Annotated in this window: 21 protein-coding genes; 11 read left to right on the forward strand and 10 right to left on the reverse strand. The window is 68.1% G+C overall.

Annotated features, from left to right (window positions below):
- Positions 1 to 31 precede the first annotated feature (31 nt).
- The 4 genes from EG854_RS02015 (at position 32) to EG854_RS02030 (ending at position 5,714) form a co-directional block, all read left to right on the forward strand.
- A complete protein-coding gene (locus EG854_RS02015) occupies positions 32 to 1,861 on the forward strand; it encodes an ABC-F family ATP-binding cassette domain-containing protein (RefSeq protein ID WP_123286072.1) in 1,830 nt (609 codons plus the stop codon).
- Between the two features lie 640 nt (positions 1,862 to 2,501).
- Entirely contained in the window at positions 2,502 to 3,557 is a 1,056-nt protein-coding gene (locus tag EG854_RS02020) for an ABC transporter substrate-binding protein (RefSeq protein ID WP_123286073.1), read from the forward strand.
- Positions 3,558 to 3,657: 100 nt separating this feature from the next.
- The gene (locus EG854_RS02025) at positions 3,658 to 4,611 is read left to right on the forward strand and encodes a hypothetical protein (RefSeq protein WP_123286074.1); all 954 of its coding nucleotides are present in this window, start codon (positions 3,658 to 3,660) and stop codon (positions 4,609 to 4,611) included.
- A complete protein-coding gene (locus EG854_RS02030; RefSeq protein WP_123286075.1) occupies positions 4,608 to 5,714 on the forward strand; it encodes a DUF2336 domain-containing protein in 1,107 nt (368 codons plus the stop codon). Before EG854_RS02025 ends, EG854_RS02030 begins: the two co-directional genes overlap by 4 nt.
- A 61-nt stretch (positions 5,715 to 5,775) precedes the next feature.
- Here EG854_RS02030 and EG854_RS02035 read toward each other — a convergent pair whose 3' ends face one another.
- The 6 genes from EG854_RS02035 to cysK form a co-directional block, all read right to left on the reverse strand.
- Positions 5,776 to 6,207 (reverse strand): Ros/MucR family transcriptional regulator, encoded by a 432-nt coding sequence (locus EG854_RS02035; protein ID WP_123286076.1) that lies wholly within the window; start codon positions 6,205 to 6,207, stop codon positions 5,776 to 5,778.
- Between the two features lie 159 nt (positions 6,208 to 6,366).
- On the reverse strand, positions 6,367 to 7,596 hold the full coding sequence (locus EG854_RS02040; protein ID WP_123286077.1) for a DUF2336 domain-containing protein: 1,230 nt from the start codon (positions 7,594 to 7,596) through the stop codon (positions 6,367 to 6,369).
- A 54-nt stretch (positions 7,597 to 7,650) separates the two neighbouring features.
- Positions 7,651 to 8,208 carry a DUF4287 domain-containing protein gene (locus EG854_RS02045; protein WP_123286078.1) on the reverse strand — a complete coding sequence of 186 codons (558 nt, stop codon included), beginning with the start codon at positions 8,206 to 8,208 and terminating at the stop codon, positions 7,651 to 7,653.
- Positions 8,209 to 8,244: 36 nt separating this feature from the next.
- Positions 8,245 to 8,607 carry a type II toxin-antitoxin system VapC family toxin gene (locus EG854_RS02050; protein WP_206423364.1) on the reverse strand — a complete coding sequence of 121 codons (363 nt, stop codon included), beginning with the start codon at positions 8,605 to 8,607 and terminating at the stop codon, positions 8,245 to 8,247.
- Positions 8,608 to 8,620: 13 nt separating this feature from the next.
- Positions 8,621 to 8,887, reverse strand: a complete 267-nt coding sequence (locus EG854_RS02055) for a type II toxin-antitoxin system VapB family antitoxin (RefSeq protein ID WP_123286079.1) — start codon at positions 8,885 to 8,887, stop codon at positions 8,621 to 8,623.
- Between the two features lie 63 nt (positions 8,888 to 8,950).
- The gene (gene cysK / locus EG854_RS02060; protein WP_123286080.1) at positions 8,951 to 9,940 is read right to left on the reverse strand and encodes a cysteine synthase A; all 990 of its coding nucleotides are present in this window, start codon (positions 9,938 to 9,940) and stop codon (positions 8,951 to 8,953) included.
- A 197-nt stretch (positions 9,941 to 10,137) separates the two neighbouring features.
- Between cysK and fliI the strand changes: the two genes are divergently transcribed.
- From fliI to EG854_RS02075, 3 genes are read left to right on the forward strand one after another with little or no spacing between them, the layout of a single operon-like run.
- Positions 10,138 to 11,487, forward strand: a complete 1,350-nt coding sequence (gene fliI, locus EG854_RS02065; protein ID WP_123286081.1) for a flagellar protein export ATPase FliI — start codon at positions 10,138 to 10,140, stop codon at positions 11,485 to 11,487.
- A 4-nt stretch (positions 11,488 to 11,491) separates the two neighbouring features.
- Positions 11,492 to 11,899, forward strand: a complete 408-nt coding sequence (locus EG854_RS02070; RefSeq protein ID WP_123286082.1) for a flagellar export protein FliJ — start codon at positions 11,492 to 11,494, stop codon at positions 11,897 to 11,899.
- Entirely contained in the window at positions 11,892 to 12,959 is a 1,068-nt protein-coding gene (locus EG854_RS02075) for an endo-1,4-beta-xylanase (protein WP_123286105.1), read from the forward strand. The genes EG854_RS02070 and EG854_RS02075 overlap by 8 nt, the downstream gene beginning before the upstream one ends.
- Here the strand turns inward: EG854_RS02075 and EG854_RS02080 are convergent.
- Positions 12,951 to 15,221: a glycoside hydrolase family 3 N-terminal domain-containing protein gene (locus EG854_RS02080; RefSeq protein WP_123286083.1), complete on the reverse strand. Its 2,271-nt coding sequence runs from the start codon at positions 15,219 to 15,221 to the stop codon at positions 12,951 to 12,953. The two genes, EG854_RS02075 and EG854_RS02080, sit on opposite strands and share 9 nt — an antisense overlap.
- Positions 15,222 to 15,405: 184 nt before the next feature.
- On the reverse strand, positions 15,406 to 16,113 hold the full coding sequence (gene ctrA, locus EG854_RS02085) for a response regulator transcription factor CtrA (RefSeq protein WP_123286084.1): 708 nt from the start codon (positions 16,111 to 16,113) through the stop codon (positions 15,406 to 15,408).
- Between the two features lie 377 nt (positions 16,114 to 16,490).
- Here ctrA and EG854_RS02090 point away from each other — a divergent pair, with 377 nt between their 5' ends.
- A complete protein-coding gene (locus EG854_RS02090; protein ID WP_123286085.1) occupies positions 16,491 to 16,847 on the forward strand; it encodes a chromosomal replication initiator DnaA in 357 nt (118 codons plus the stop codon).
- Positions 16,844 to 17,560 carry a DUF6456 domain-containing protein gene (locus EG854_RS02095; protein ID WP_123286086.1) on the forward strand — a complete coding sequence of 239 codons (717 nt, stop codon included), beginning with the start codon at positions 16,844 to 16,846 and terminating at the stop codon, positions 17,558 to 17,560. Before EG854_RS02090 ends, EG854_RS02095 begins: the two co-directional genes overlap by 4 nt.
- Positions 17,561 to 17,655: 95 nt before the next feature.
- Here EG854_RS02095 and EG854_RS02100 read toward each other — a convergent pair whose 3' ends face one another.
- A complete protein-coding gene (locus tag EG854_RS02100) occupies positions 17,656 to 18,099 on the reverse strand; it encodes a SufE family protein (RefSeq protein WP_123286087.1) in 444 nt (147 codons plus the stop codon).
- Positions 18,100 to 18,306: 207 nt separating this feature from the next.
- Here EG854_RS02100 and EG854_RS02105 point away from each other — a divergent pair, with 207 nt between their 5' ends.
- A complete protein-coding gene (locus EG854_RS02105; RefSeq protein WP_241153088.1) occupies positions 18,307 to 20,022 on the forward strand; it encodes a sensor histidine kinase in 1,716 nt (571 codons plus the stop codon).
- Here the strand turns inward: EG854_RS02105 and EG854_RS02110 are convergent.
- On the reverse strand, positions 20,019 to 20,879 hold the full coding sequence (locus EG854_RS02110) for a hypothetical protein (RefSeq protein WP_206423365.1): 861 nt from the start codon (positions 20,877 to 20,879) through the stop codon (positions 20,019 to 20,021). The two genes, EG854_RS02105 and EG854_RS02110, sit on opposite strands and share 4 nt — an antisense overlap.
- Before the next feature lie 56 nt (positions 20,880 to 20,935).
- On the opposite strand from EG854_RS02110, the gene EG854_RS02115 reads away from it, so the two are divergent.
- Positions 20,936 to 21,262 (forward strand): DUF1491 family protein, encoded by a 327-nt coding sequence (locus EG854_RS02115; protein ID WP_123286088.1) that lies wholly within the window; start codon positions 20,936 to 20,938, stop codon positions 21,260 to 21,262.
- The last annotated feature ends 71 nt before the right edge of the window (positions 21,263 to 21,333 follow it).

Below are 21,333 nucleotides of genomic sequence, written 5' to 3' on the forward strand. Positions count from 1 at the left end.
CCCCTTACCTCTGTTGATCGCTGAACGCACCATGGCCGCGCGCCCTCCTCTTGTTGCCCTCAAGGATGTCCGCCTTCAGGACGGCCCCCGTCCCCTGTTCGAGGGTGTCGACATCGCGATCGAGCCGCGCACCCGCGCCTGCCTCGTGGGGCGGAACGGTGCCGGCAAATCCACCCTGATGAAAATCATCATGGGCCAGGTCGAACCGGACTCGGGCGAGCGCGCCATCCAGTCCGGCATCCGCTTTGCCAATGTGCCCCAGGAACCGGTCATCACCGGCGACACCCTGCTGGACTATGCCACCTCGGGTGAGGCCGAGCCGTGGACCGCCGAGTCCTGGCTCGCCACCTTCGGCCTTGATCCGTCAAAGCCCGCCGTGAACCTTTCCGGTGGCGAAATCCGCCGTGCCGCGCTCGCCAAGGCCTTCGCCGAAGAGCCCGACCTGATGCTCCTCGACGAGCCGACCAACCACCTCGACATCCTCGCCATCGAGCTGCTGGAAGAAGAGCTGATCTCGGCCCGCTGCGCCATACTGGTCGTCAGCCACGACCGCGCCTTCCTCAATCGCGTCACCCAGACCTGTCACTGGCTGGAAGGACGACGCGTCCGCAGCCTGAACAAGAGCTTCAACGCCTTCGACGAATGGGCCACCAAGGTCACCGAGGAAGAGGCCGAGTCCCTGCGCCGCCTGTCAAAGACCATCGAGCGCGAGACCGCCACCTTCTACAGCTCCATCACCGCCCGCCGCACCCGCAACGAGGGCCGCGCCCGATCCCTCGAGGCCCTGCGCGCCGAACGCGCCGAACGGCTCAAGGACGTGCCGCGCGACCTGCACCTCGGCGTCGACTCGGGCGCCATGTCCGGCAAGCTGGTCGCCGACCTCAAGGGCATCTCCAAGGGCTTCGGCGAGCGTACCGTCATCAAGCCCTTCACCACCCGCATCGTCCGCGGCGACCGGCTGGCCATCGTCGGCCCCAATGGCGCGGGCAAGACCACCCTGGTCAAGATCATGCTGGGCGAACTGGCCCCCGACACCGGCACCGTCCGCCTCGGTGCCAATCTGGACCCCGTCTACCTCGACCAGTCGCGTGAAGGGCTCAAGTCCGACATGACCCTGTGGGACGCCCTGACCCCCGGCGGCGGCGATTCCATTTTGGTGCGCGGCGTGTCCAAACACGTCGCCGCCTATGCCAAGGACTTCCTGTTCCAGGAGGGCCAGCTGCGCCAGCCGATCTCGACCCTGTCGGGAGGCGAGCGCAACCGCCTGCTGCTGGCCCGCGCGCTTGCCAAGCCTGCCAACATGCTGGTTCTCGACGAGCCAACCAACGACCTCGACATGGACACCCTCGACAAGCTGGAAGAGCTGCTCGAGACCTATGACGGAACGCTGATCCTCGTCAGCCACGACCGCGATTTCGTCGATCGCCTCGCCACCTCGACCATCGCCATGAACGGTCGCGGCGACATCGTCGAGACCCCCGGTGGCTGGACCGATTTCATCCGCCAGAACCCCGGCTTCCTCAAGCCCGGCACCCACCAGCGGCCCCAGGACGCCGAGGCGGAACGCCGCTCTGCGGCCCCGGCTCCTGCCAGCGTCACCGCCGCCGCCGCTCCAAAAAAGGCGGTCAAGCTATCGTTCAAGGACGCCCACCGGCTCAAGGAGATCGAGGGCCTGATGGAAACCCTGCCCGCCGACATCGCCCGCCACGACGCCACCCTGTCCGATCCCGACCTCTACACCCGCGACCCCAAGGCCTTCGACCGCGCCATGACCAACGCCGCCCGCGCCCGCGCCCAACTCGAGGCCATCGAAGCGGAATGGCTGGAGCTGGAAGAAAAGAAGGCCGCACTCGAAGGCTGATCCAGAATCTGTGGACAGATCAATTCACGGATTTTCCGAGGGTATTTGAAACCACCCACAGACTGTCCCAAACTTGTCCACCGGACGGGGCTCAAATCCCCACAGGGTGGGCATTTCCGGCGCTTGCCGAATAGCGGATTTCGTCGGAACGTCAACGGGCCGAGGGACACGGCAGCGCGGAAAACCGGGGAGACCCGGGGCTCAAGGCGAACCGGTCCGGCTCTCGGATCCAGGGTAACGGGCGATCTCCGGATCGTAACGGACCCCGGACCGGATCAAGGCTTCGAGGCAGGGTTTCGGCTCATACCTCGGGGAACCGGATCGGGATCGGAAGACGGCGCAGGCCAGACCTGCGGGACGCGACCGGACCAGAGTCGAGGGATACAGCCGACCGTCACCGGGGTTCGCTCCGCTGACGCCCAGGCCAGGGTCCAGAACTCAATGGCCAAGTCCAACCCGGACTTGGCGAGGGCGCGAAACGCAACGGTTCGACCGGGCGTTCCGCGCCCTCGCTCAATTCCGGCTCCATATTCCTCCCCCATCGGGGGAGGGGGACCGCGTAGCGGTGGAGGGGGCAGCGCCGCCATTCCCGCCCGAAACCGCCCTTTCCTTCGCGGAAGTCAGGCCCTAAACCTTGGCCATGCGCCGCCCGCCCGTCCGCTTCGCCACTCTGGATCGTCGAATCCTGCTGACCGGTGCTGCGGCGCTGGGTCTGTCGGCGACGGTCGCCGCCTGCGGCTCGTCCGAACCGGCCATTGACGAGAACGGCCGCGTCCGTCTGCGCCTCGCGGTCGGCGACCCCGCCGGTGCCGAACTGGGCGGCTTCTATCAGGCCCTGGCCACCGGCCTCTACGAAGCGCGCGGCCTGAATGTGCAACTGGTGCGGCCCGGTTTCGGTCAGGATGTGCCGCGTGCCCTGGCCTCGGGCAAGGCCGAGCTGGGCCTCGTCGCCGACAGCTTCACGGCCCTGCGACTGGTCGAGGAGGAGGCCCCGGTCAAGGCCGTCGCCGTCTTCTTCCAGAAGTCCCCGCGCGCCCTGATCCGCCATGCGGAGGCCGGCCCCGCTGCTGCCCCGCCTGTGCCGCCCGCACCGGCGCCGGTTCAGGTCGCCGAAGCCGATCGCGACACCCTCTGGCCGTGGTTCCGGACCCTGAGCGGATTCACCGACGACCAACTGGCCGACCATGACCTCGAAGCCTTCATCCGCGACCCGAACGCCCTCATGCTCGGCCATGTGACGCGCGAGCCTGTCCTGATCCCCGAAGCGGGCGGCGCAGTCCCGACCAGCCGGCTGCTGTTCGAGGATGGCTTTGCCTCCTACGGCGCCCTCGTGCTGGCCCCCACGGCCTTTGCCCGCGACAACGATGAGGCGCTGCGAGCCTTCATCGCCGCCTCGGTTGAGGGCTGGGCGGCCTATATCGAGGGTGACCCAGACCCCGCTCACACCCTGATCCGGCGCGCCAACCGCGCCATGACGACCGAGCAGCTGGAACAGGCCCGCGACGCCTTGCTCGATGCGGCCCTCGTCACCGGCGACGCCCCGTCGGTATCCATCGGCAGCATGTCGGCCGACCGCTGGCGCACCTTCTACGAAAGCGCGTCAGAGGCGGGTGTCTTCCCAGCGGGTCTCGACTGGCAGCAGGCCTTCACCACCGACTATCTGTCGCCCGCCGTCACTCCGGCCCCCGCTTCCTGAACAGACCCGCCGATTAAGGCTGTTTGCGCCCGGCTGTTAGCGACGGGTTAAGTCTGGACGCCTTAACCTTTGGTCCGATCCCCCATTTGCCGGAGGTGGAATGCGACCCGACCCGTCCACATCGCTGTCCCGACCCGGCCGGCTGCTCGGCGCAGCTGCGGCCCTGGGCCTGACTGTGGTGGCCATGCCCGCCGTGGCCCAGGACGCGCCTGCCCTTCGCTATCTGGACTGGAACGGTCGCCCCGAGCCGGTGGCCATGGCCCGCGCCACCCCCAGCGCCCGTGGCGACGTCCCGGCTCTCCGTCCCGCCGCCCCCGTCATCCCCCATGCGGGCAGCCAGTCGATGGCTGCCGTCCCGCAACTGCGTCCGGCCACGCCGCTTCTGCCCGGCCGCAGCGTGGACGCCGACGGTCGCCCCGGCCTGACCCCGGCCGATGCCTTCTTCGCGCCCCCGCCGGTCCAGTCCCGTTCCCAGCCTGCGCCTGCCCCTGCTCGGACCGTCGCCGCGCCCGTCGAGGCACCGACGCCCGTCCGGCAGATGCCCGAGCCTCCGCCCGCCCGCGCCCAGCCTGCACCCCAGCCTGCACCGGCACCAGCGCCGGTGGCCTATTCCGCGCCTGCGCCCGCACCCGCCCGTCCGGCAGAATGGGCGGATGATCCCAATGCCCCGCGCTCCGATGCCCTGATCTGGTCCGTCGGCCAGCCGCAGCCCCCGTCAAGGCAGCCGCAGGCGACGCAGCCTCAGCCGACCCAGCCCCAACCTGCCCCCACCCAGGCCCAGACCCGCGCCCCGGCCCCGGCTCAGGCCCGCACCGAACCCTCCCCCCAGGGCGCCCGCTACTACTCCGTCCACCGCCAGAACGGCCGTCAGCCCGACCGCGCCGTCCTGCCGGAACAGGTCTATCTGGACGCCCTGCCGGTCCAGATGGACCAGACGCCGACCTCGCCCAATATGGCCGAACCGCCCGGACCGCCCCAGCTGGTCCGCAATCCGGACGGCACCGTGCGCCGCACGACCGGCGAGTCGACCAGCAGCGCGGCCTCCCGCCAATGACCCAGCCAGCCCCTGACGCTGTCGTGGAATCGCGTCTGCCTGACCTGATCGCCATGGCGCAGGAACCGTCCAGCGAGAAGCGCCGGGCCCTGCTGCGTGAACTGACCGAAGTCTTCTTCGGCACCGAGACCCACAGCGACAAAGAGACCGACCTGTACGGCGCCGTCCTGGCCGAACTGTCCGCCGAGATGGAAACGGCGGTCCGCGCCGAACTGGCCCGGCGGTTCGCCGACAGTCCTGCCGCCCCCCGCACCCTGATCCGCCGCCTGGCGAATGACGAGGCCGAGGTGGCCACGCCCGTCCTGTCGGCCTCGCCGGTGCTGACCGATGCTGACCTGATCGAGGTCGCCCGCACCCAGGGTCAGGACCACCTGCGCGCTGTCTCAAGCCGCGAGGATGTGTCCGAGGCCGTTTCCGACGCCATCGTCGATCACGGCGACGACGAAACCCTGCACAGCCTGTTGTCCAACGAAGGCGCCCGCCTGTCGCGTCAGGCCAGCGAAAAGGCCGTAGAGCGCGCCCGCACCAATCCCGCCCTCCATGCCGCGACCGTCGAGCGCAAGAGCCTGCCGCCCGATCTGCTCAACGAGATGTATTTCATCGTCGAGGCCCGGCTGCGCCACACCATCCTTGAGCGCAACGCCCAGATGGACCCGGCCCTTCTGGAAAGCGCGCTTGAGGCCGGCCGCACCCGGCTTGCGACCCAGGACGGCGCCCTGCCCGCCGACTATTCCGAGAGCCTCGCCTATGTCGAGGAACTGCATGCGGCTGGCCAGCTGACTCCCCAGATGCTGGCGCGCTTCCTGCGCTCGGACGGTCGTACCTGCTTCCTCATCGCTCTGGCCCGACTGGCCGACATCGACTTTCACACCGCCCGCCAGATCATCGAGCGCAAGGACCTGGATGCCCTGGCCGTGGTCTGCCGTTCCGCCGGTCTGGATCGCGCCCTGTTCCTGACCTACGCCGTGGTGCTCCTGAACGACGACGGCGACGCCATGGCCAAGGCCCATACCTATGGCCGCATGTATCAGGAACTGACCCCCGACGCGGCCCAGCGCACCCTGCGTTTCTGGCGCATGCGCCGCGAAGCCAAGGCCGCCTGAGGTCACAAAAAAGACCCGCCGGATCGCTCCAGCGGGTCTGTTCTTTCAGGCCTTCGCCGTCTTACTTCTTGGCGCGGGCCGTCGTGCGGGCCGGCTTGCGGCCGCCCTGGCCCAGGCCCATCTGCTTGGCCAGTTCCGAACGGGCCTTGGCATAGTTCGGGGCGACCATCGGATAGTCCTTGGCCAGACCCCATTTGGCCCGGTATTCCTCGGGGCTCATGTCGTATTTGGTGCGCAGGTGACGCTTCAGCGACTTGAACTTGCGACCGTCTTCCAGACAGATCAGATAGTCCGGCGTGATCGACTTGCGGATCGGCACCGCCGGATCCTTGACTTCCGGCTCCGGCTCGATGCCGTCACCCGACAGTTGCGACAGGGTCGAGTGGATCGAACCGATCAGCGCAGGAACGGCCTCGGGCGGCAGGATGTTGTTGCTGACATAGGCGGAGATGATGTCCGCCGTCATTTCAAGCAGCTCGGCTTTTTCTTCCATAGGTCGTCCAGACGTTTCCAGGGCGAGGCGAAACATCTTGGAGGAATCGCCCCTGATGCCGGGCTGATAGAACAAACGCCCCCTTGACGCAATTCAGGACGCGGATTTTCTGCATTGGCCACGCAAGTATAGAGCCGACTTGATGCAATCGCGGCGACTTTAACGCCCGAAATCTTGTGCCAACGCCATCATCGCCGCCCGCTCGGGGATGGAGTATTCATCCAGCTCGTCTGTGTCACCCTCGCGGATCGCCTTCAGCAGCGCCGGCGTCATGGCCGAGGTCAGCGACCAGTTCCAGTAGCGCAGCACCGTCTGGGCCCGGTCGACGGCCAGCATCTCGAACGTCACCTGCACCCGCTCCCAGGTCGGATGGACGCTACCATCGGGCAGGGTCTCCGGCCGCTTCATCGACCGCCACAGCGCCGTCAGATACTCGCGGTCCAGCCCGGTCGCCTTGCACAGAATGGCCACCGGCTCTCCGCCCGGATCGCCCAGGATCTTGGCCCCGGTCAGCGGCTTGATCCCCGACAGATAGGCAATCTCGGCCACGGAGTCGCGGCCCATGCCCTGCCGCTCGATCTCGGTGATGGCGTGTTCCAGACTGTCATAGGGGCTCTTGTCGATCGCCCCGCGATTGCGCTGGCGCCGCTCGATGAACTGCAGCGCCTTTCGTGACACCGGGTCCTGCCAGCCCTCGTCGGCGGCCATGGCAAAGATGTCTTCCGACACCTCCTGCATGACTTCGCGTGACACGGCGAACCTTTGCAGAATGGTCCGGCGGTCCTGCTCGTTCGACCACCAGAACATCACATAGGCCCCCGACGGCCTAAGCTCCGGGCGCCGCAACAGATGCTCGCACAGGCGCGGCTGCGCCCGGCTCAGCGCCACCGCCGTCTCGATCCCGGTCTGCGACAGCCGGGCCGTGGTGTTGCGCAAAAGGGTGTCGACCACGTCGGGGTGCCCGGCCTCGATCAGGGCCTCCGACACCACTTCCGACACGCCCCGCCGGGCGGCAATACAGCGGTGATGATCATGACCCGTGTCCCGGACGCACGACAGCAGGTCGGCATCCGTCAGACCCGCACACCCCTCGATCAGCACGCCGGCAATGGCCGGATCATCCCGCAGCATCAGCCGCATCAGACCATTGGGCAGCTCCGCCAGGGGCGCCAGCCGGTGGGCCATCTTCAGCCGGTCCTCGGGCGTGGCCAGCCGCGCCATCTCGACCAGCAGGTCACCGACGACCGACCGCTCAAAGGCATTGATGCGACTGGTCGGCAGCGACACCACATCGGCCAGCCGCCGCAGCAACGCATGCCGCGCCTTCCACGTCGACGCCGGACCGGCCTCGGGCGCATCGTCTGGCGGACTGGAAAGAGGCTGGGACATGTCGCGGCGATCCTCGCCCCGTTCGGTTAACCGCCGGTCAAGAGCGATCTCGCCCTATGCCGCAGCCCAGGCCTGACGCAGCCAGCCCTCCAGCTCGGCATCAACCTCATCGACCGAAGACACGCGCACCCGATGCGTCACCATCGCATTCCACGATCCGGCGGCTTCCAGCCGACCGGCCGGTTCAACCCCCTTCAGCACCAGCCCGACATCCAGCCGATCCTTGGTCGAGGGCTGCAGCAGGGCAAACTGTTTCGACCGCCTCAGGCTGACATAGCCCTTCTTCGGCGCAAACTCGACGCTGTCCAGCCCCTGAACAAAGGTCGCCGCCTTGTCATAGGCCGGCTTCATCGCCGCCTTTGGCCCGGCGAACATGGTCGCCATCAGATCGTCGTCACCGCTCGACCCGGCGTCCGAGGCAAAGGTCTTGTGTGCCACCAGATTGGCATAGCCGTGCGTCAGGCCCTGCTCGGCCTTCAGCCACGCAACCAGCTGACCATGTTTGGCCTGACCACTGGCCCGTGCCAGCGCAATCCACTGGTCCAGCGACTTGCCCGTATTGGCCTCCAGATTGGCGATCATCGTCGCCGTCGCCGCATCCACATCCGCCATGGCTCGTCCTCCCCAATCAACGCTCTGAGCAATCGCTCAATTGGCCGAGACAATATCCGTCAGGGCAAAGTCGTCACCCTTGTAGAGCAAAGGCACCTCCAGGGACGCGGCCAATGCATAGGCCGCGCAATCACCAAGGTTCAACCGGGCGGGGTGTACTCCCTTACCGAAGCGGAGGCGGGCCTCGGTCGCCAGCACGGCCAGTCGATCATCGAACGGGACGATTTCAACTCTGAACGCCCCGAGAAGCTTGCGAACATCGGGCACGGCCAACGGACCTCCAAGCTTCCCGATCACGGACTCGGCCTCAAACACCGAAAAGGCCGACATTCGGCAAGGGTTAGCCGCCATTATCTCGACAAGGCGCTGGGCCTCCGGCTCGGCCTTGATCACCGCCACGACGACGGAAGTGTCAATGACTATCAAGGACGTCATGCCACAGTGCGTCCCGAATTTCCTTTGTCGAGCGCGTATCTTTCATCGGCAGAGCAGCGAACCGCTGCTGGATCCGTGCCACTTCGCTCCGGAGTTCAGCCTCCCGGGCTTCCCGGGCCTTCTCCAGCTCGCTCACATCGCGTTCGAGAGCCGCACGCACGGCCTCGGTGACGCCGGTTTCGCGCAGTTCTGCGGCCCGGCGCGCCAGCCGATCAACGTCCGGATTCTTGATATTCAGCGCCATGTCATCTTCCTCAGGTCACCTGGGAAGATAGCACATTCGAGGAAGACCTACGACACTGTCTTCCTACAGCCCCTCAAACAGGGCCGTCGACAGATAGCGTTCGGCAAAGCTGGGGATGATTGTGACGATGGTCTTGCCCGCATTCTCGTCCAGCGCCGCCTGACGGAAGGCGGCGATCAGGGCGGCGCCCGAGCTGATACCCCCGGTCAGCCCCTCCAGCCGGGCCGCTCGGCGCGCCATCTCGAACGCCTCGTCGTTTGACACCCGCTCGACCGCATCGATCACATCGCGGTCGACGATCGAGGGGATGAATCCCGCCCCGATCCCCTGGATCTTGTGCGGTCCCGGTTCGCCGCCCGACAGGACCGGCGAGTCGGTGGGCTCGACGGCCACCATTCGCACCGAGGGCTTCTTCGCCTTCAGAACCTGGCCGACGCCGGTGATGGTGCCTCCCGTGCCGACGCCGGCAATGACCATATCGACCGCGCCCGCCGTGTCGGCCCAGATCTCCTCGGCGGTCGAGACGCGGTGGATTTCGGGATTGGCCGGATTGTCGAACTGCCCCGGGGACACCGCCCCCGGTGTGCTCTCCAGCAGCTCCTGCGCCTTGGCGATCGCGCCCTTCATACCCTTGTCGGCGGGGGTCAGCACCAGCTCGGCCCCCAGCAGGGCCAGCATCTTGCGCCGCTCCATCGACATGCTCTCGGGCATGACCAACATCAGCCGATAACCCTTGGCCGCCGCCACAAACGCCAGGGCAATGCCGGTATTGCCGCTGGTCGGCTCGATCAACACTGCGCCGGGCGTCAACTTGCCGGCCTGCTCCAGGCCCTCAATCATCGCCAGACCGATCCGGTCCTTGACCGAACTCAGCGGGTTGAAGAACTCCAGCTTGGCCAGCACCCGGGCCTTGGGCTTCAGCTCGGCCGACAGGCGCGGCAACTCCACCAGCGGCGTGTTGCCGATGGTCTCGAGGATCGAACCATAGATCTTGCCCCGGCCCGCGCGGGCATGGCGGGACAGGTCGGGCGAGGCAGGCGTGGTACCGGTCATGGGGGAGGTCTCCGGGTGGCTGTCAGCCTCTGAACATCAGGTCGATCCGCGCCCGCGCAAGGGTCAGGCCTGCAGAAAGGCGTTCGCTCGGCATTTCCGCGACTCATGGCACAGTGTTCGACGAACCATTCGCGCGTCGTTTAAGCGGCTGTTAACCACGTTAACCGATCCCTGAGAGGCAGTTTCCGGGGCTTTCCTTGCATTCTCTCGTCGCCGCCGTTCAAGCCGTCGATCCCCTTGTCGTTACCGGGAAGGTCGCGGGGGTGAGTGGCCTGCTGATCGAGTCACGTGGCGGACTGTCGCGTCTGGCCGTCGGGGCCCGGGCCGAGATCGACCGCCACGGTCGCCCGCCCCTGCCCGCCGAAGTGGTCGGATTTCGAGAGGCCAAGGCCCTGCTGATGCCCTTCGGCCCGGTCGAGGGCGTGGCCCCCGGCGCCGATATCCGCATCGTCGAGTCGGCCAGCGTGGTGCGCCCCACCGCCGCCTGGCTGGGCCGCATCGTCAATGCCTTCGGAGAACCCATCGACGGCAAGGGCCCCCTGCCCTCGGGCCCCCGGGCCTATCCCCTGCGCGCCGCCCCGCCGCCGGCCCACACCCGCGGCCGGGTGGGAGAGCGCCTCGACACCGGCGTACGGGCGCTCGACGTCTTTGCCACCACCTGTCGCGGCCAGCGGATGGGCATTTTCGCCGGCTCCGGCGTCGGCAAGTCGGTGCTTCTGTCGATGCTGGCCCGCCGCGCCGAGTGCGACGCGGTCGTCGTCGGCCTGATCGGCGAACGGGGCCGCGAGGTCCGCGAGTTCATCGAGGAAACCCTGGGGCCCGAGGGTCTGGCCCGCGCCATCGTCGTGGTCGCCACCTCGGACGAACCCGCCCTGACCCGCCGTCAGGCCGCCTATATGACCCTGGCCTGCGCCGAATACCTCCGCGATCAGGGCCAGCAGGTCCTGTGCCTGATGGACTCGGTGACCCGCTTTGCCATGGCCCAGCGCGAGATCGGCCTCGCCGCCGGGGAGCCTCCGACCACCAAGGGCTATACGCCCACCGTCTTTTCCGAACTGCCCAAGCTGCTGGAACGTGCCGGACCGGGCCCGATGCGATCCGACGGGCGTCCGACCGGGGCCATCACCGCCCTGTTCACCGTGTTGGTCGATGGCGGTGATCATGATGAGCCGATCGCCGATGCCGTACGCGGGATCCTCGACGGCCACATCGTCATGGACCGCAAGATCGCCGAGCGCGGCCGCTTCCCCGCCATCGATGTGCTGAAATCCGTCAGCCGGACCCTGCCGGGCTGCCAGACTCTGCCCGAGCGGGAGCTGAACAAGCGCGCCCGCCAGTGCCTCAGCGCCTATGCCAATATGGAAGAACTGATCAAGATCGGCGCCTATCGCGCCGGCGCCGATCCGATCACCGACCGCGCCATCGCCCTGAACCCGGCACTGGAAGGCTTCCTGTCGCAAACCCCCGAAGACGTCTGCGACATGGCGACCGCCTTTAGTCATCTGGAAAGCATTCTGAACCAAGGTCTCGCAGAGCGAGTGGAGTGAAGCCATGACCACCTGGGCCCGGTCCCTGATCCGCATTTCGACCTATGAGGTCGAGACCCTGCAGAAACGTCTGGCCGAAATCGGCTCGCGCCGGGCCTCGGCCGAGATGCGACTGGCGGTTCTGGACGCCGAGGTCGAGATCGAGCGCGAACGCGCCCGGGCCGACGCCGAAGCTGGCATGCTGCTTCAGGCCTATCTGAACGGCTGGAAGCACCGCAAATCGACCGTCGAGGCCGATCTCGGCGAACTCGAGGCCGAGGAAGAGGGCGCCCGCGACGCCCTGACCGGCGCCTTCGAGGAACTCAAGAAGTTCGAACACGTGGCCGAGCTGTCCCGGCTGGAACGCCTCGCCGCCGCCGAACGCCGCGAATCCGCAGCCTTTGACGCGCTTGGCCTCAGGCGGCGTGCCTGATTTTCGACTGACCCGCCGGCATCTGCTGGCCTCGCCGCTGGCGCTTTCCGCCTGTGGCAGCGCCCCCTCGACTCCACCCCTTGGCCCGGTGCGCCCGCTCAAGGATCTGACGACCGTCCCCGTCGGGGTGTGCGGCATGTCGGGCCAGTTCGACGACGCGGGCTGGCGCCGGGTGGTCCTGACCCACTTCTCCCAGTTCACGCCCGAGTGGGAAATGAAGATGGAGGCGATCCTGCGGCCCGACCGCAGCCTCGACTTCACCCTCGCCGACCGGTGTGCGGACTTTGCCACGGACAACGGCCTGCGCCTGCACGGCCATGCCCTCGTCTGGTATTCGCAAGGCGCTGAGCCCTTCGCCGGGCTGGATCGCAAGACCTTCGCCGCAGACTATGACCGCTACATCCGCGAGGTCACCGCGCGCTACCGGGGCCGCGCCGTCGGCTGGGATGTGGTCAATGAGGCCGTGGCCGAGGACGGCAATGGTCTGCGCTCCCACCACTGGTCAGAGAGACTGGGCGAGATCGACCACATCCGCCGCGCCTTTGACGTCGCCCACGAGGCGGATCCCGAAGCCCTGCTGTTCCTCAACGACTACAATCTGGAAAACCTGCCGCGAAAGGGCGCGACCTTCCTGAACCTGGTCGAGAAACTGCTGAAGGCCGGCACCCCGCTGGGCGGCATCGGCAGCCAGTCGCACCTCGATATCGAAATCGCCGAGGGCCAGATCACCACCTTCATGCGCGACGCGGCCGAGTTTGGCCTGCCGATCCATGTGTCGGAGCTGGATGCCTCGCTTCGTTCCGACCGCCGCGTGGACCTTCGCAGCCCCGCCGACCGTCAGGCCCAGCAGACCGCCCGCGTTACCGAACTGGCCGAGGCCTTCACAGCCCTGCCCCCGGCCCAGCAATATGCCTTCACCGTCTGGGGCGCGCGCGACACCGACAGCTGGCTCAGGCGGGATGATCGCGACGATGGCCGGGACAGCCCGCTGCTGTTCGACGCCTCGGGCATGGCGACGCCCCTCTATGACGCCGTCGCCGGTCCGCTTGGATCAGGCTGACGCGGGCGCCAGCAGCTCGAACGTGCCTTCCAGTCCGCTCTCGGCATTCGGGCCGATCCAGACCGTGAACCGTCCCGGCTCGACCGTCCACAGATGGTCACGTCCCACAAACATCAGATCGCGCCGCGTCAGGGTGAACCGCACGCGGGCACTCTGGCCGGGCTTCAGCCGCACGCGCTGGAATCCCTTCAGCTGGCGGATCGGCCGGGTCACGCTGGCTGCGCGGTCGTGGATGTACAGCTGGGCCAGTTCCTCGGCGACGCGGTCGCCCCGGTTGGTGATCGTGGCCGACACCTCCAGCTCGCCCTGCCAGGCTAGCTGGCCTTCGCCCACGTCCAGCCCTTCATAGACCGGATCGCCATAGGTCAGGCCGTGCCCGAACGGCCAGGCGGCCGTGTTCAGCGTCTCCCGATAGCGGGCCTTGAACTCCTCTCTGGGCTCCAGCGACAGCGGCGGGCGCCCCGTGACCTTGCGGTCATAGTGGAACGGCGATTGGCCCGTGTGGTGGGGAAAGCTGATCGGCAGGCGTCCGGTCGGCTCATGATCGCCGAACAGCACATCGGCCAGGGCATGGCCGGTCTCGACCCCCAGGAACCAGCCCACGACCAGACCCCGCGCCGCCTTCGCGGTCTCGTCCAGAACCAGCGCCCGGCCGCACTTCAGCACCAGCACCACCGGCTTGCCGACCGCCATCACGGCCGCGATCAGGTCCCGCTGCGGCTCCGGGATACAGACATCGACGCGCGACTGGGCCTCGCCCGACATGCGCTCGCCCTCGCCGACCACCATGACCACGACGTCGGCCGCGTGGGCCGCCTTGACCGCCGCCTCGATCCCGCCCTGCAACGGACCTTCGGCCTCGCAGCCCCGCACCACCGTCAGCCGCGCCGGATCGTCCATCGCCGCGCGGAAGCCCTCGTCGACCGGCACGGCATAGGCCGGATCGCCGAACAGCACCCACGGCCCGTTCAGATGCTCGCGCCCCTCGGCGAACGGCCCGATCAGGGCGATCCGGTCCGACCGCCTGAGCGGCAGCACCCCACCCTCATTCTTCAGCAGCACAATCGACTTCCGGCCGGCCTCACGCGCCAGCTCCCGGTGGCGGGGCTGATCATTCGCCTCGACCCGCTCCGGGGCCAGCCGGCCATAAGGGTCCTCGAACAGGCCCAGCGCCGCCTTCAGCTCCAGCACCCGCCGCACCGACACATCAACATCGGCCTCGGCGATCGCGCCCGACCGCACCAGATCGGGCAGATGCAGCGCATAAAGATTGCTGCTCATGCTCATGTCGACCCCGCCCAGAAAGGCCAGCCGCGCCGCGTCCCGCTCATCCTCGGCCAGGCCGTGGGCGATCAGCTCAAAGTCCCCGGTGTAGTCCGAGACGACAAACCCCTCGAACCCCCACTCGCCGCGCAGCACATCCTTCATCAGCCAGGGATTGGCATGGGCCGGAACGCCCGCGACATCATTGAAAGCCGCCATGGTCGACAGGGCGCCCGCGTCAAACGCGGCCTGGAACGCCGGGAAGTGGATTTCGCGCAGGGTCCGCTCGGACACGTCCACGCTGTTGTAGTCCAGCCCCCCGGCCCCGGCGCCGTAGCCCGCCAGATGCTTGGGCGTGGCCAGCATGGCCCCGGCGTCGGACAGACCCGCTTCGCCCTGGAACCCTTCGACCCGGGCGACCGCCAGGGTGCACCCCAGCAGCACATCTTCGCCCGCGCCCTCGACCCCCCGGCCCCAGCGGGCATCGCGCGAGATGTCGACCATGGGCGCGAAATTCCACGCCAGACCCACGGCCGTGGCCTCTTCCGCCGCCGCGCGCGCCGTCCGCTTCGCCAGATCGGCGTCAAAGGCTGCCGCCTCGGCCAGCGGCACCGGAAAGATGGTGCGGAAGCCATGGATCACATCGGCCGCGAACAACAGCGGAATGCCCAGCCGCGACTCCTCGACCGCCACCGTCTGCATGCGCCGGTGCCAGTCGGCCGAATCCCCGTTGAACACGGCGCCCAGACGACCCTCGCGCACCGCCTGCGCCTGTTCCTCGATCGATCCGGGAACAGCCGCCGGATTGGCGGCATTGGCCGGAGCGGGCGCCAACGCCGCCGGCATGATGGTCAGCTGCCCCGCCTTTTCCTCCAGCGTCATGGCGGCGATCAGCGCCTCGATCCGCTCGGCCGCCGTCGTCGCGCGTCCCGCCCCGTCAGGCCGGATCGCCTCACCGGACAGGCGGGCTTCGGACGGTTTGGGCGCAGGGGAAGACATCAGTCGGGGGTCTCGCGTGTAATCGGTTACACCGTCATAGCCGAGACGGTCGCACACTCAAACCGTCCGGGCCAGACGCCCTGGGGAAAAGCGCACCGGACGCCCCGTCAGGACGGTCGCCTCACGCACAAAAACGCCCGCCAGTGTCCCGGCGGGCGTCTTCATGTTGCGGTGTCCTAACCGATCAGGCTGCGGCGCTGACCGAGCCGGTGCCTTCCTGCGGGTCGCGCAGCACATAGCCGCGGCCCCAGACGGTTTCGATATAGTGTTTGCCGTTCGCCGCGGTCGCCAGCTTCTTGCGCAGCTTGCAGATGAAGACGTCAATGATCTTCAGCTCGGGCTCGTCCATGCCGCCGTACAGGTGGTTCAGGAACATTTCCTTGGTCAGGGTGGTCCCCTTGCGGAGCGAGAGCAGCTCCAGCATCTGGTATTCCTTGCCCGTCAGGTGCACGCGGTGACCGTCGACCTCGACCGTCTTGGCGTCCAGGTTCACGGCGATCTCGCCGGTGTGGATGATGGCCTGGGCATGCCCCTTCGAGCGACGCACCACGGCGTGCACGCGGGCGACCAGTTCGTCCTTGTGGAAGGGCTTGGTCATATAGTCGTCGGCGCCGCCGCCAAACGTCTTGACCTTGGTCTCGATCTCGCTGGTTCCGGACAGGATCATTACCGGCGTATTGACCTTGCCCACGCGCAGCTGCCGCAGAACCTCGATGCCATTCATGTCGGGCAGGTTCAGGTCCAGCAGGATCAGGTCGTAATCGTAGATCTTGCCCAGATCGATGCCTTCCTCACCCAGATCGGTGGTGTAGACATTGAAGCCCTCAGACTTGAGCATAAGCTCAATGCTCTGGGCTGTAGCGTGATCGTCTTCAATCAACAGGACGCGCATGTGTGCCCCTCCGCGGCAAAGCTTGACTATGGCCCTGTCGCTGCACGCACAGGTAACCTTGTTCCCACGTTAACGGTTCAAAACCTTAAGAACAGTTAACGCCACTCCATTGAGGCGAATCGTAGGCTGATTTGCGAATCGCCGTCGAGAGTCCGTGAGTCAAGACGACGATATTTCTTTGCCGACGCGATCAAAACGCCTGCTGCCGGGCCCCGACAGCGGCCAGCCGGGGCCTCCAGGTCGCCAATCCCGCAACCTGCGATCCCGCTTCGCGTCGGCCCCTACGTCCCATTCTGACGTTTAACAGGTATTAATTCCTATCTCGACCGGGCGCGGCCTCATCCTTCCGGTCTGTTCCCCGAGAGAAAGGATTAGCCATGCCCCGCTCCTACCGCGTTCCCGTCACCGAAGCCGACCGCATCCGTGCGGGACTGGCACTTCATCTGGTTGCCGCCTGCACCGGCGTCAGCGCTGAACAGATGGCCGGCACCGATCGCCTGCCGCCCCCGGCGTGCCGGGCCCGTTGGCTGGCCTTCTATCTGGCCCATGTGGCCTATGGCTGGCCGCTGGAGCGTGTCGGTCATGCCTACGGCGTCAACCGCGCGACGGTCGCCGGCGCCTGCCGCTGGGCCGAGGATGCGCGCGACCGCCCGGCCCTCGACGCCCTGCTCGACAGGCTGGAAGACTTCACCCGCACCCTGCTGGGTGACGCGCCCGTGGTCCTGCCGCGATGAGCCTGCGCACCGACCGCGCCCGCCGCCTGCTGCTCGACAAGGGCGGCTGGATCGAGGCCACCACGCCGGGGGTCTACGTCCTGCGTATCCTGCCGGACCGCCGCGCCCGGGTCGTGCTGCGACTGGACGAAAGCGAGTTCACCGCCCTGGCCCGCGACCCGGGCCTCGCGGTGCGCAAGGGCGGCGGCTTTCAGGCCCGCCGGGCCGCAGGGGCCAACCGCCCGGGTCCGGCTGGCGGAGCCCCCGGCCGGATCGACGCGATCCAGACCCGCACCCTGCCCGACGGCGCCACCCTGCCGGTGCGGGTCAATCTGGGCGACAGCGCCATCGCCTGGCTGGCGCGGCGCAAGGATGCCGCCGGGCGTCCCTGGCTGACCCCGACCGAGGTCGCCGCAGGCTTGCGCCTGACCCGCGATGCCGAACTGGCCATGAAAGGTCCCTCCCTGACCCAGAGGTGGGACGCCCTGCCCCGCTCCGGCGCCGGCACCGCCGCCCGGGTCGAGCCCGGCGATGCCAGCCTCGCCGCCGGTCGCCGGGTGGCCCGCGCCCTTGAGGCTGCCGGACCCCGCCTCGCGCCAATGCTCGAGGCGGTCTGCATTCGCAGCTCCGCCCTCCAGGCCGCCGAGGGCCAACTCGGCCTCCGCCGCCGTCAGGGCAAGACTGTCCTCAAACACGCCCTGCAGGCGCTGGCCGAGCACTATGGAACGGGGTGAGGTGCAGGGTGGCGTTTCAGACGGTTCAGACTATTCAGACGGTTCAGACGGTTCTTTTTCATCGTCTGGTTTGCCCGCCCCCAGCCACCGGCGGCTCAGCCGGCCGGCACCAGCGCCGCCTCGCGGATCCGTCCGACCATCTGGTTCAGGCCGTTGGCCCTCTGACGGGTCAGGGCCTGCGGCAGGCCCAGCGAGTCCAGCGCCGCCCGGGCGTCAAAGCCCAGAATTTCGTCGCGCGTCCGGCCGGAATAGAGGCCCAGCAGCAAGGCGATATTGCCCTTGGAGATGGCGCTGTCGGAGTCCGCATGGAACCACAGGCGCTCGCCCCCGTCCTCGACCGCCAGCCACACCCGGGACGCGCAGCCCGGCACCAGATTGGCCTCGGTCCGGGCGGCATCGGGCAGCGGCGCCAGCCCCTGACCCAGCTCGATCACATAGGCCAGCCGCTCCTCCCAGTCGCCCAGCAGGTCGAACGACTCCTGCAACTCGGCCAGGGCCTCGTCGAGGGTCTCGGTGGGGGGTGTGTGCGTCTCGGCCATGCCCTTCGAATAGGTATGCGGGCCGGCAAGGGCAATGCGACACGCCCGGCGTTAATCTTTAACGGCCTGTCGTTCCCCAGTTTTCAGCCCCCGTCCCCTTGCCTGCAATCCCCTGACACGGGAGCGGCCTCGCAGGGAATCGCCTCGCCCGGTAGGTTGGAAGCGCCAGCCCGTGGCAACCGCCCCGTTCACCTTGTCGGAAACCCCTTGCCGCTTTCCTCCTCGCCCGTCCGGTCCGGTCGCCCCGTCGGCGATCTGCCCGCCCTGACCGCCTCGCACGCGGCCTGGGCGGCGATGACGGCATTGGCGGCGCTGGGTCTGCGGGTGATCGAGCCCGGGCCGGGGCTGCACGGTCCGGTCTTCTTCGGCATGCTGGCCATGGCCGTGCCCGGTCTGGCCGGTCTGACCCTGCTGTGGCGCGACGGCGTCCGGGCCCGTCTGGCGGTGCTCGGCATCTGGTCGCTGGCCGCAGCGGTCACCGCCCTTCTCTCCGGCGGCATTGGCGGCAGTCTGTCGGGCTATCTGCTGATGCCGGTGGCGGCCGGAATACTGCTGGGCAGCGGACGACCCGGCGGGCTGAAGCTGGCCCTGCTGGGCACGGCGGCCTCCGCCATCTCCGCCCTGATCGGCATGGGCGCAGCCCTGATGGGTGATCCCTCCGTCGCCCTGCCCGTTACCGCAGCATTTTCCGCCCTGTCGGCGGCCGGGGCGACGGCGGTGGCGCTGCAACTGGCCTGGCGTCTGCGTGAGCAGGAACTGGGCGAGGCCCTGAGCTCGGTCGCCCGGGTCGAGACCGTCCTGTCGGCCCAGCCGGGCCTGACCCTTGTGCTGGACGGCACCGCCCGGGTGCTGGCGGCCTATGGCGTGCCGCCCCAGCCCCTGCCCGTGGCGCCCCTGCTGGACGAGGGGTTGATGGCCGCCGTTCACGCCCCCGACCGCCAGACCCTGATGGCTGCCCTCAAGCGCGCCGGTGAAGGCGGCGAGGCCCAGATCCGCTTCACCCCGCGCAAGGCCCTGGATCGCCGCATCGCCCTTCTGGTGCGGCGCATGGACAGCCCGGACGGCGAACTGCGCCTGATCGCCCAGGCCTTTGACGCCACCGACGCCTACGTCCGCGAAGTGGCCCTCGACACCGCCCGCGCCGAGGCCGAGGCCACCAGCCGCTCCAAGTCGCGGTTCCTCGCGACCATGAGCCACGAACTGCGGACCCCGTTGAACGCGGTGCTGGGCTTTGCCGACATCATGCGCCAGAGTTTGTTCGGCCCTCTGCCGGCCCGCTACGCGGACTACGCCCAGTCGATCCATTCGGCGGGCGAGCACCTGCTGGACCTGATCAATGATGTGCTCGACGTCTCCAAGATCGAGGCCGAGCGCTATCAGCTCAGCATGGAGCGGTTCGACGCCCGCGAAGTGCTGTCCGACGCCCTGGCCCTCGTCCGGCCGCGCGCCGACGAGACCGGCGTCCATCTGTCGACCGTGCTCCCGTCCGAGCCGGTCATGGTCGAGGCTGACCGTCGCGCCCTAAAGCAGATCGCCCTCAACCTGTTGTCCAATGCGGTCAAGTTCACGCCGGCCGACGGTTCAGTGACCGTCACGGTCGAGGGCATCGGTCCCTATCTGGAACTGGTCATCTCCGACACCGGCACCGGCATCGCGCCCGAAGACCTGAAGCGCCTCGGCAAGCCTTTCGAGCAGGCCGGCGGCGAGGCACAGCGGGCCCAGGGCACAGGCCTCGGCCTGTCATTAGCCCGCGCGCTCAGCGAACTGCACGGCGGACGGCTGTCGATCGACAGCACCCTCGGCGAAGGCACAGCCGTGACCGTGCGTCTGCCGGTCCACAAGCATCAGGTGGAGGAGGGCCAGCATCCAGGGGCCGAGATCATCGCCTTCTCTCCGGCCGCCAGCCAGTCGTCAGAACCCTAGAGCGGGCCCATCTGCAGGAAGGCCCGACCGGCCGAGATGTCTCCGACTTCAAAGGCCGCCCGCGCCACACTGCCGTCGCGGAACAGGAACTCGACCCAGAAGCCTTCGCGGGGGTCCAGCCGCTCAAGCTGCGTCCCCAGGCTGGCGGGAAAGCTCCAGACCTCCCCGGCCCGGCGGTCTGCGGCCAGAAGCATCCGGGTGGCCGGTGCCTGCGACATGGCCATCACGGCCCGGCGCGACGGCGCAGGCGGCAGGGCCCCGGCCCGGCCCAGCCAGGGCCGCGCCATGACGCCGGTGTCCCGCATCACCACCCGGGCGGCATAGGGACGGGGCGCGCCGACGAAGGACACGACGACCTTCATCTCGCCCTCGACCGAGGTCTGGCCGAACCGTACCGGCGAGGCCCCGGTCTGTGAGGTCTGGCTGAGCGCCCACGTCTCTTGCGAATAGGCCCGGCGGTCGGCCAGCCACGGCTGCGCCAGTCCGGGGAAGCTCAGCGAGGGAATGCGGCGCCAGCCGTCAAAGGCCATCTCGACCCGGTCCGCGACCATGGCCAGTTCGGGATCGTTGCAGGCGACCTCGGCGGCCCTCGCCTGCGCCCGGCGGGCGGTGGCATTGACCTCGGCCGTCTCGGTCCCGGCCCGAAGTGCCGCACTGCGCGCCTGCCGTGTCGATACCGTCAGGGCCGCGCCCAGCTCATCCGAGAACAGGCCGCACCGCTCATGCGCCGCCAACACAAAGCTGCGCTCATAGAAGGGCACGGATCCCCCGGCCAACACTGGGCCTGCGGCCGTGAGAAGCGCCGCCGCCATGGCCATGGCAGACCCCGCCCGTCCAATCTGTGCTTTCCTCGACATGAGGGGCAGCTTAAGGCTCAGACCTTCCAGCCGGGTTTCAAAGCAGGGTTATCGAATTGCTTCTCGCCACCGATGTCTGGGTCGGGGCCCTGATCCGACGGGCCCAGCTGGGCGGGGCCTTCGCCACCGTCGCCCGCCATGGCGATGCCCGCGCCGGCGCCGTGCTGGTCAAGATCTATGACAGCGCCAACCGCACCGCCCGCCTCTATTCCGAGGCCACCGGCCCTGACGGCGACCGCCTGTGGATGCGTCCCCTCGACACCGAGCTCGAGACCGAGGTCGACGCCTATATAGAGCGACAAGCGCGCTTCGACAGCGACCTCTGGGTCGTCGAGATCGAGGACCGCGAGGGCCGCCACTTCCTCACCGAAAAGGTCACCTGAGGCGCCGCGTCTGGTCGTAAATGCTTAACCGCGTTCGGGAACGGAACCTCAAACGCTGCCCGCTAGGGTGA

The organism is Brevundimonas halotolerans, assembly GCF_003730275.1.
In the GTDB taxonomy this organism is placed as follows: Bacteria; Pseudomonadota; Alphaproteobacteria; order Caulobacterales; family Caulobacteraceae; genus Brevundimonas; species Brevundimonas halotolerans.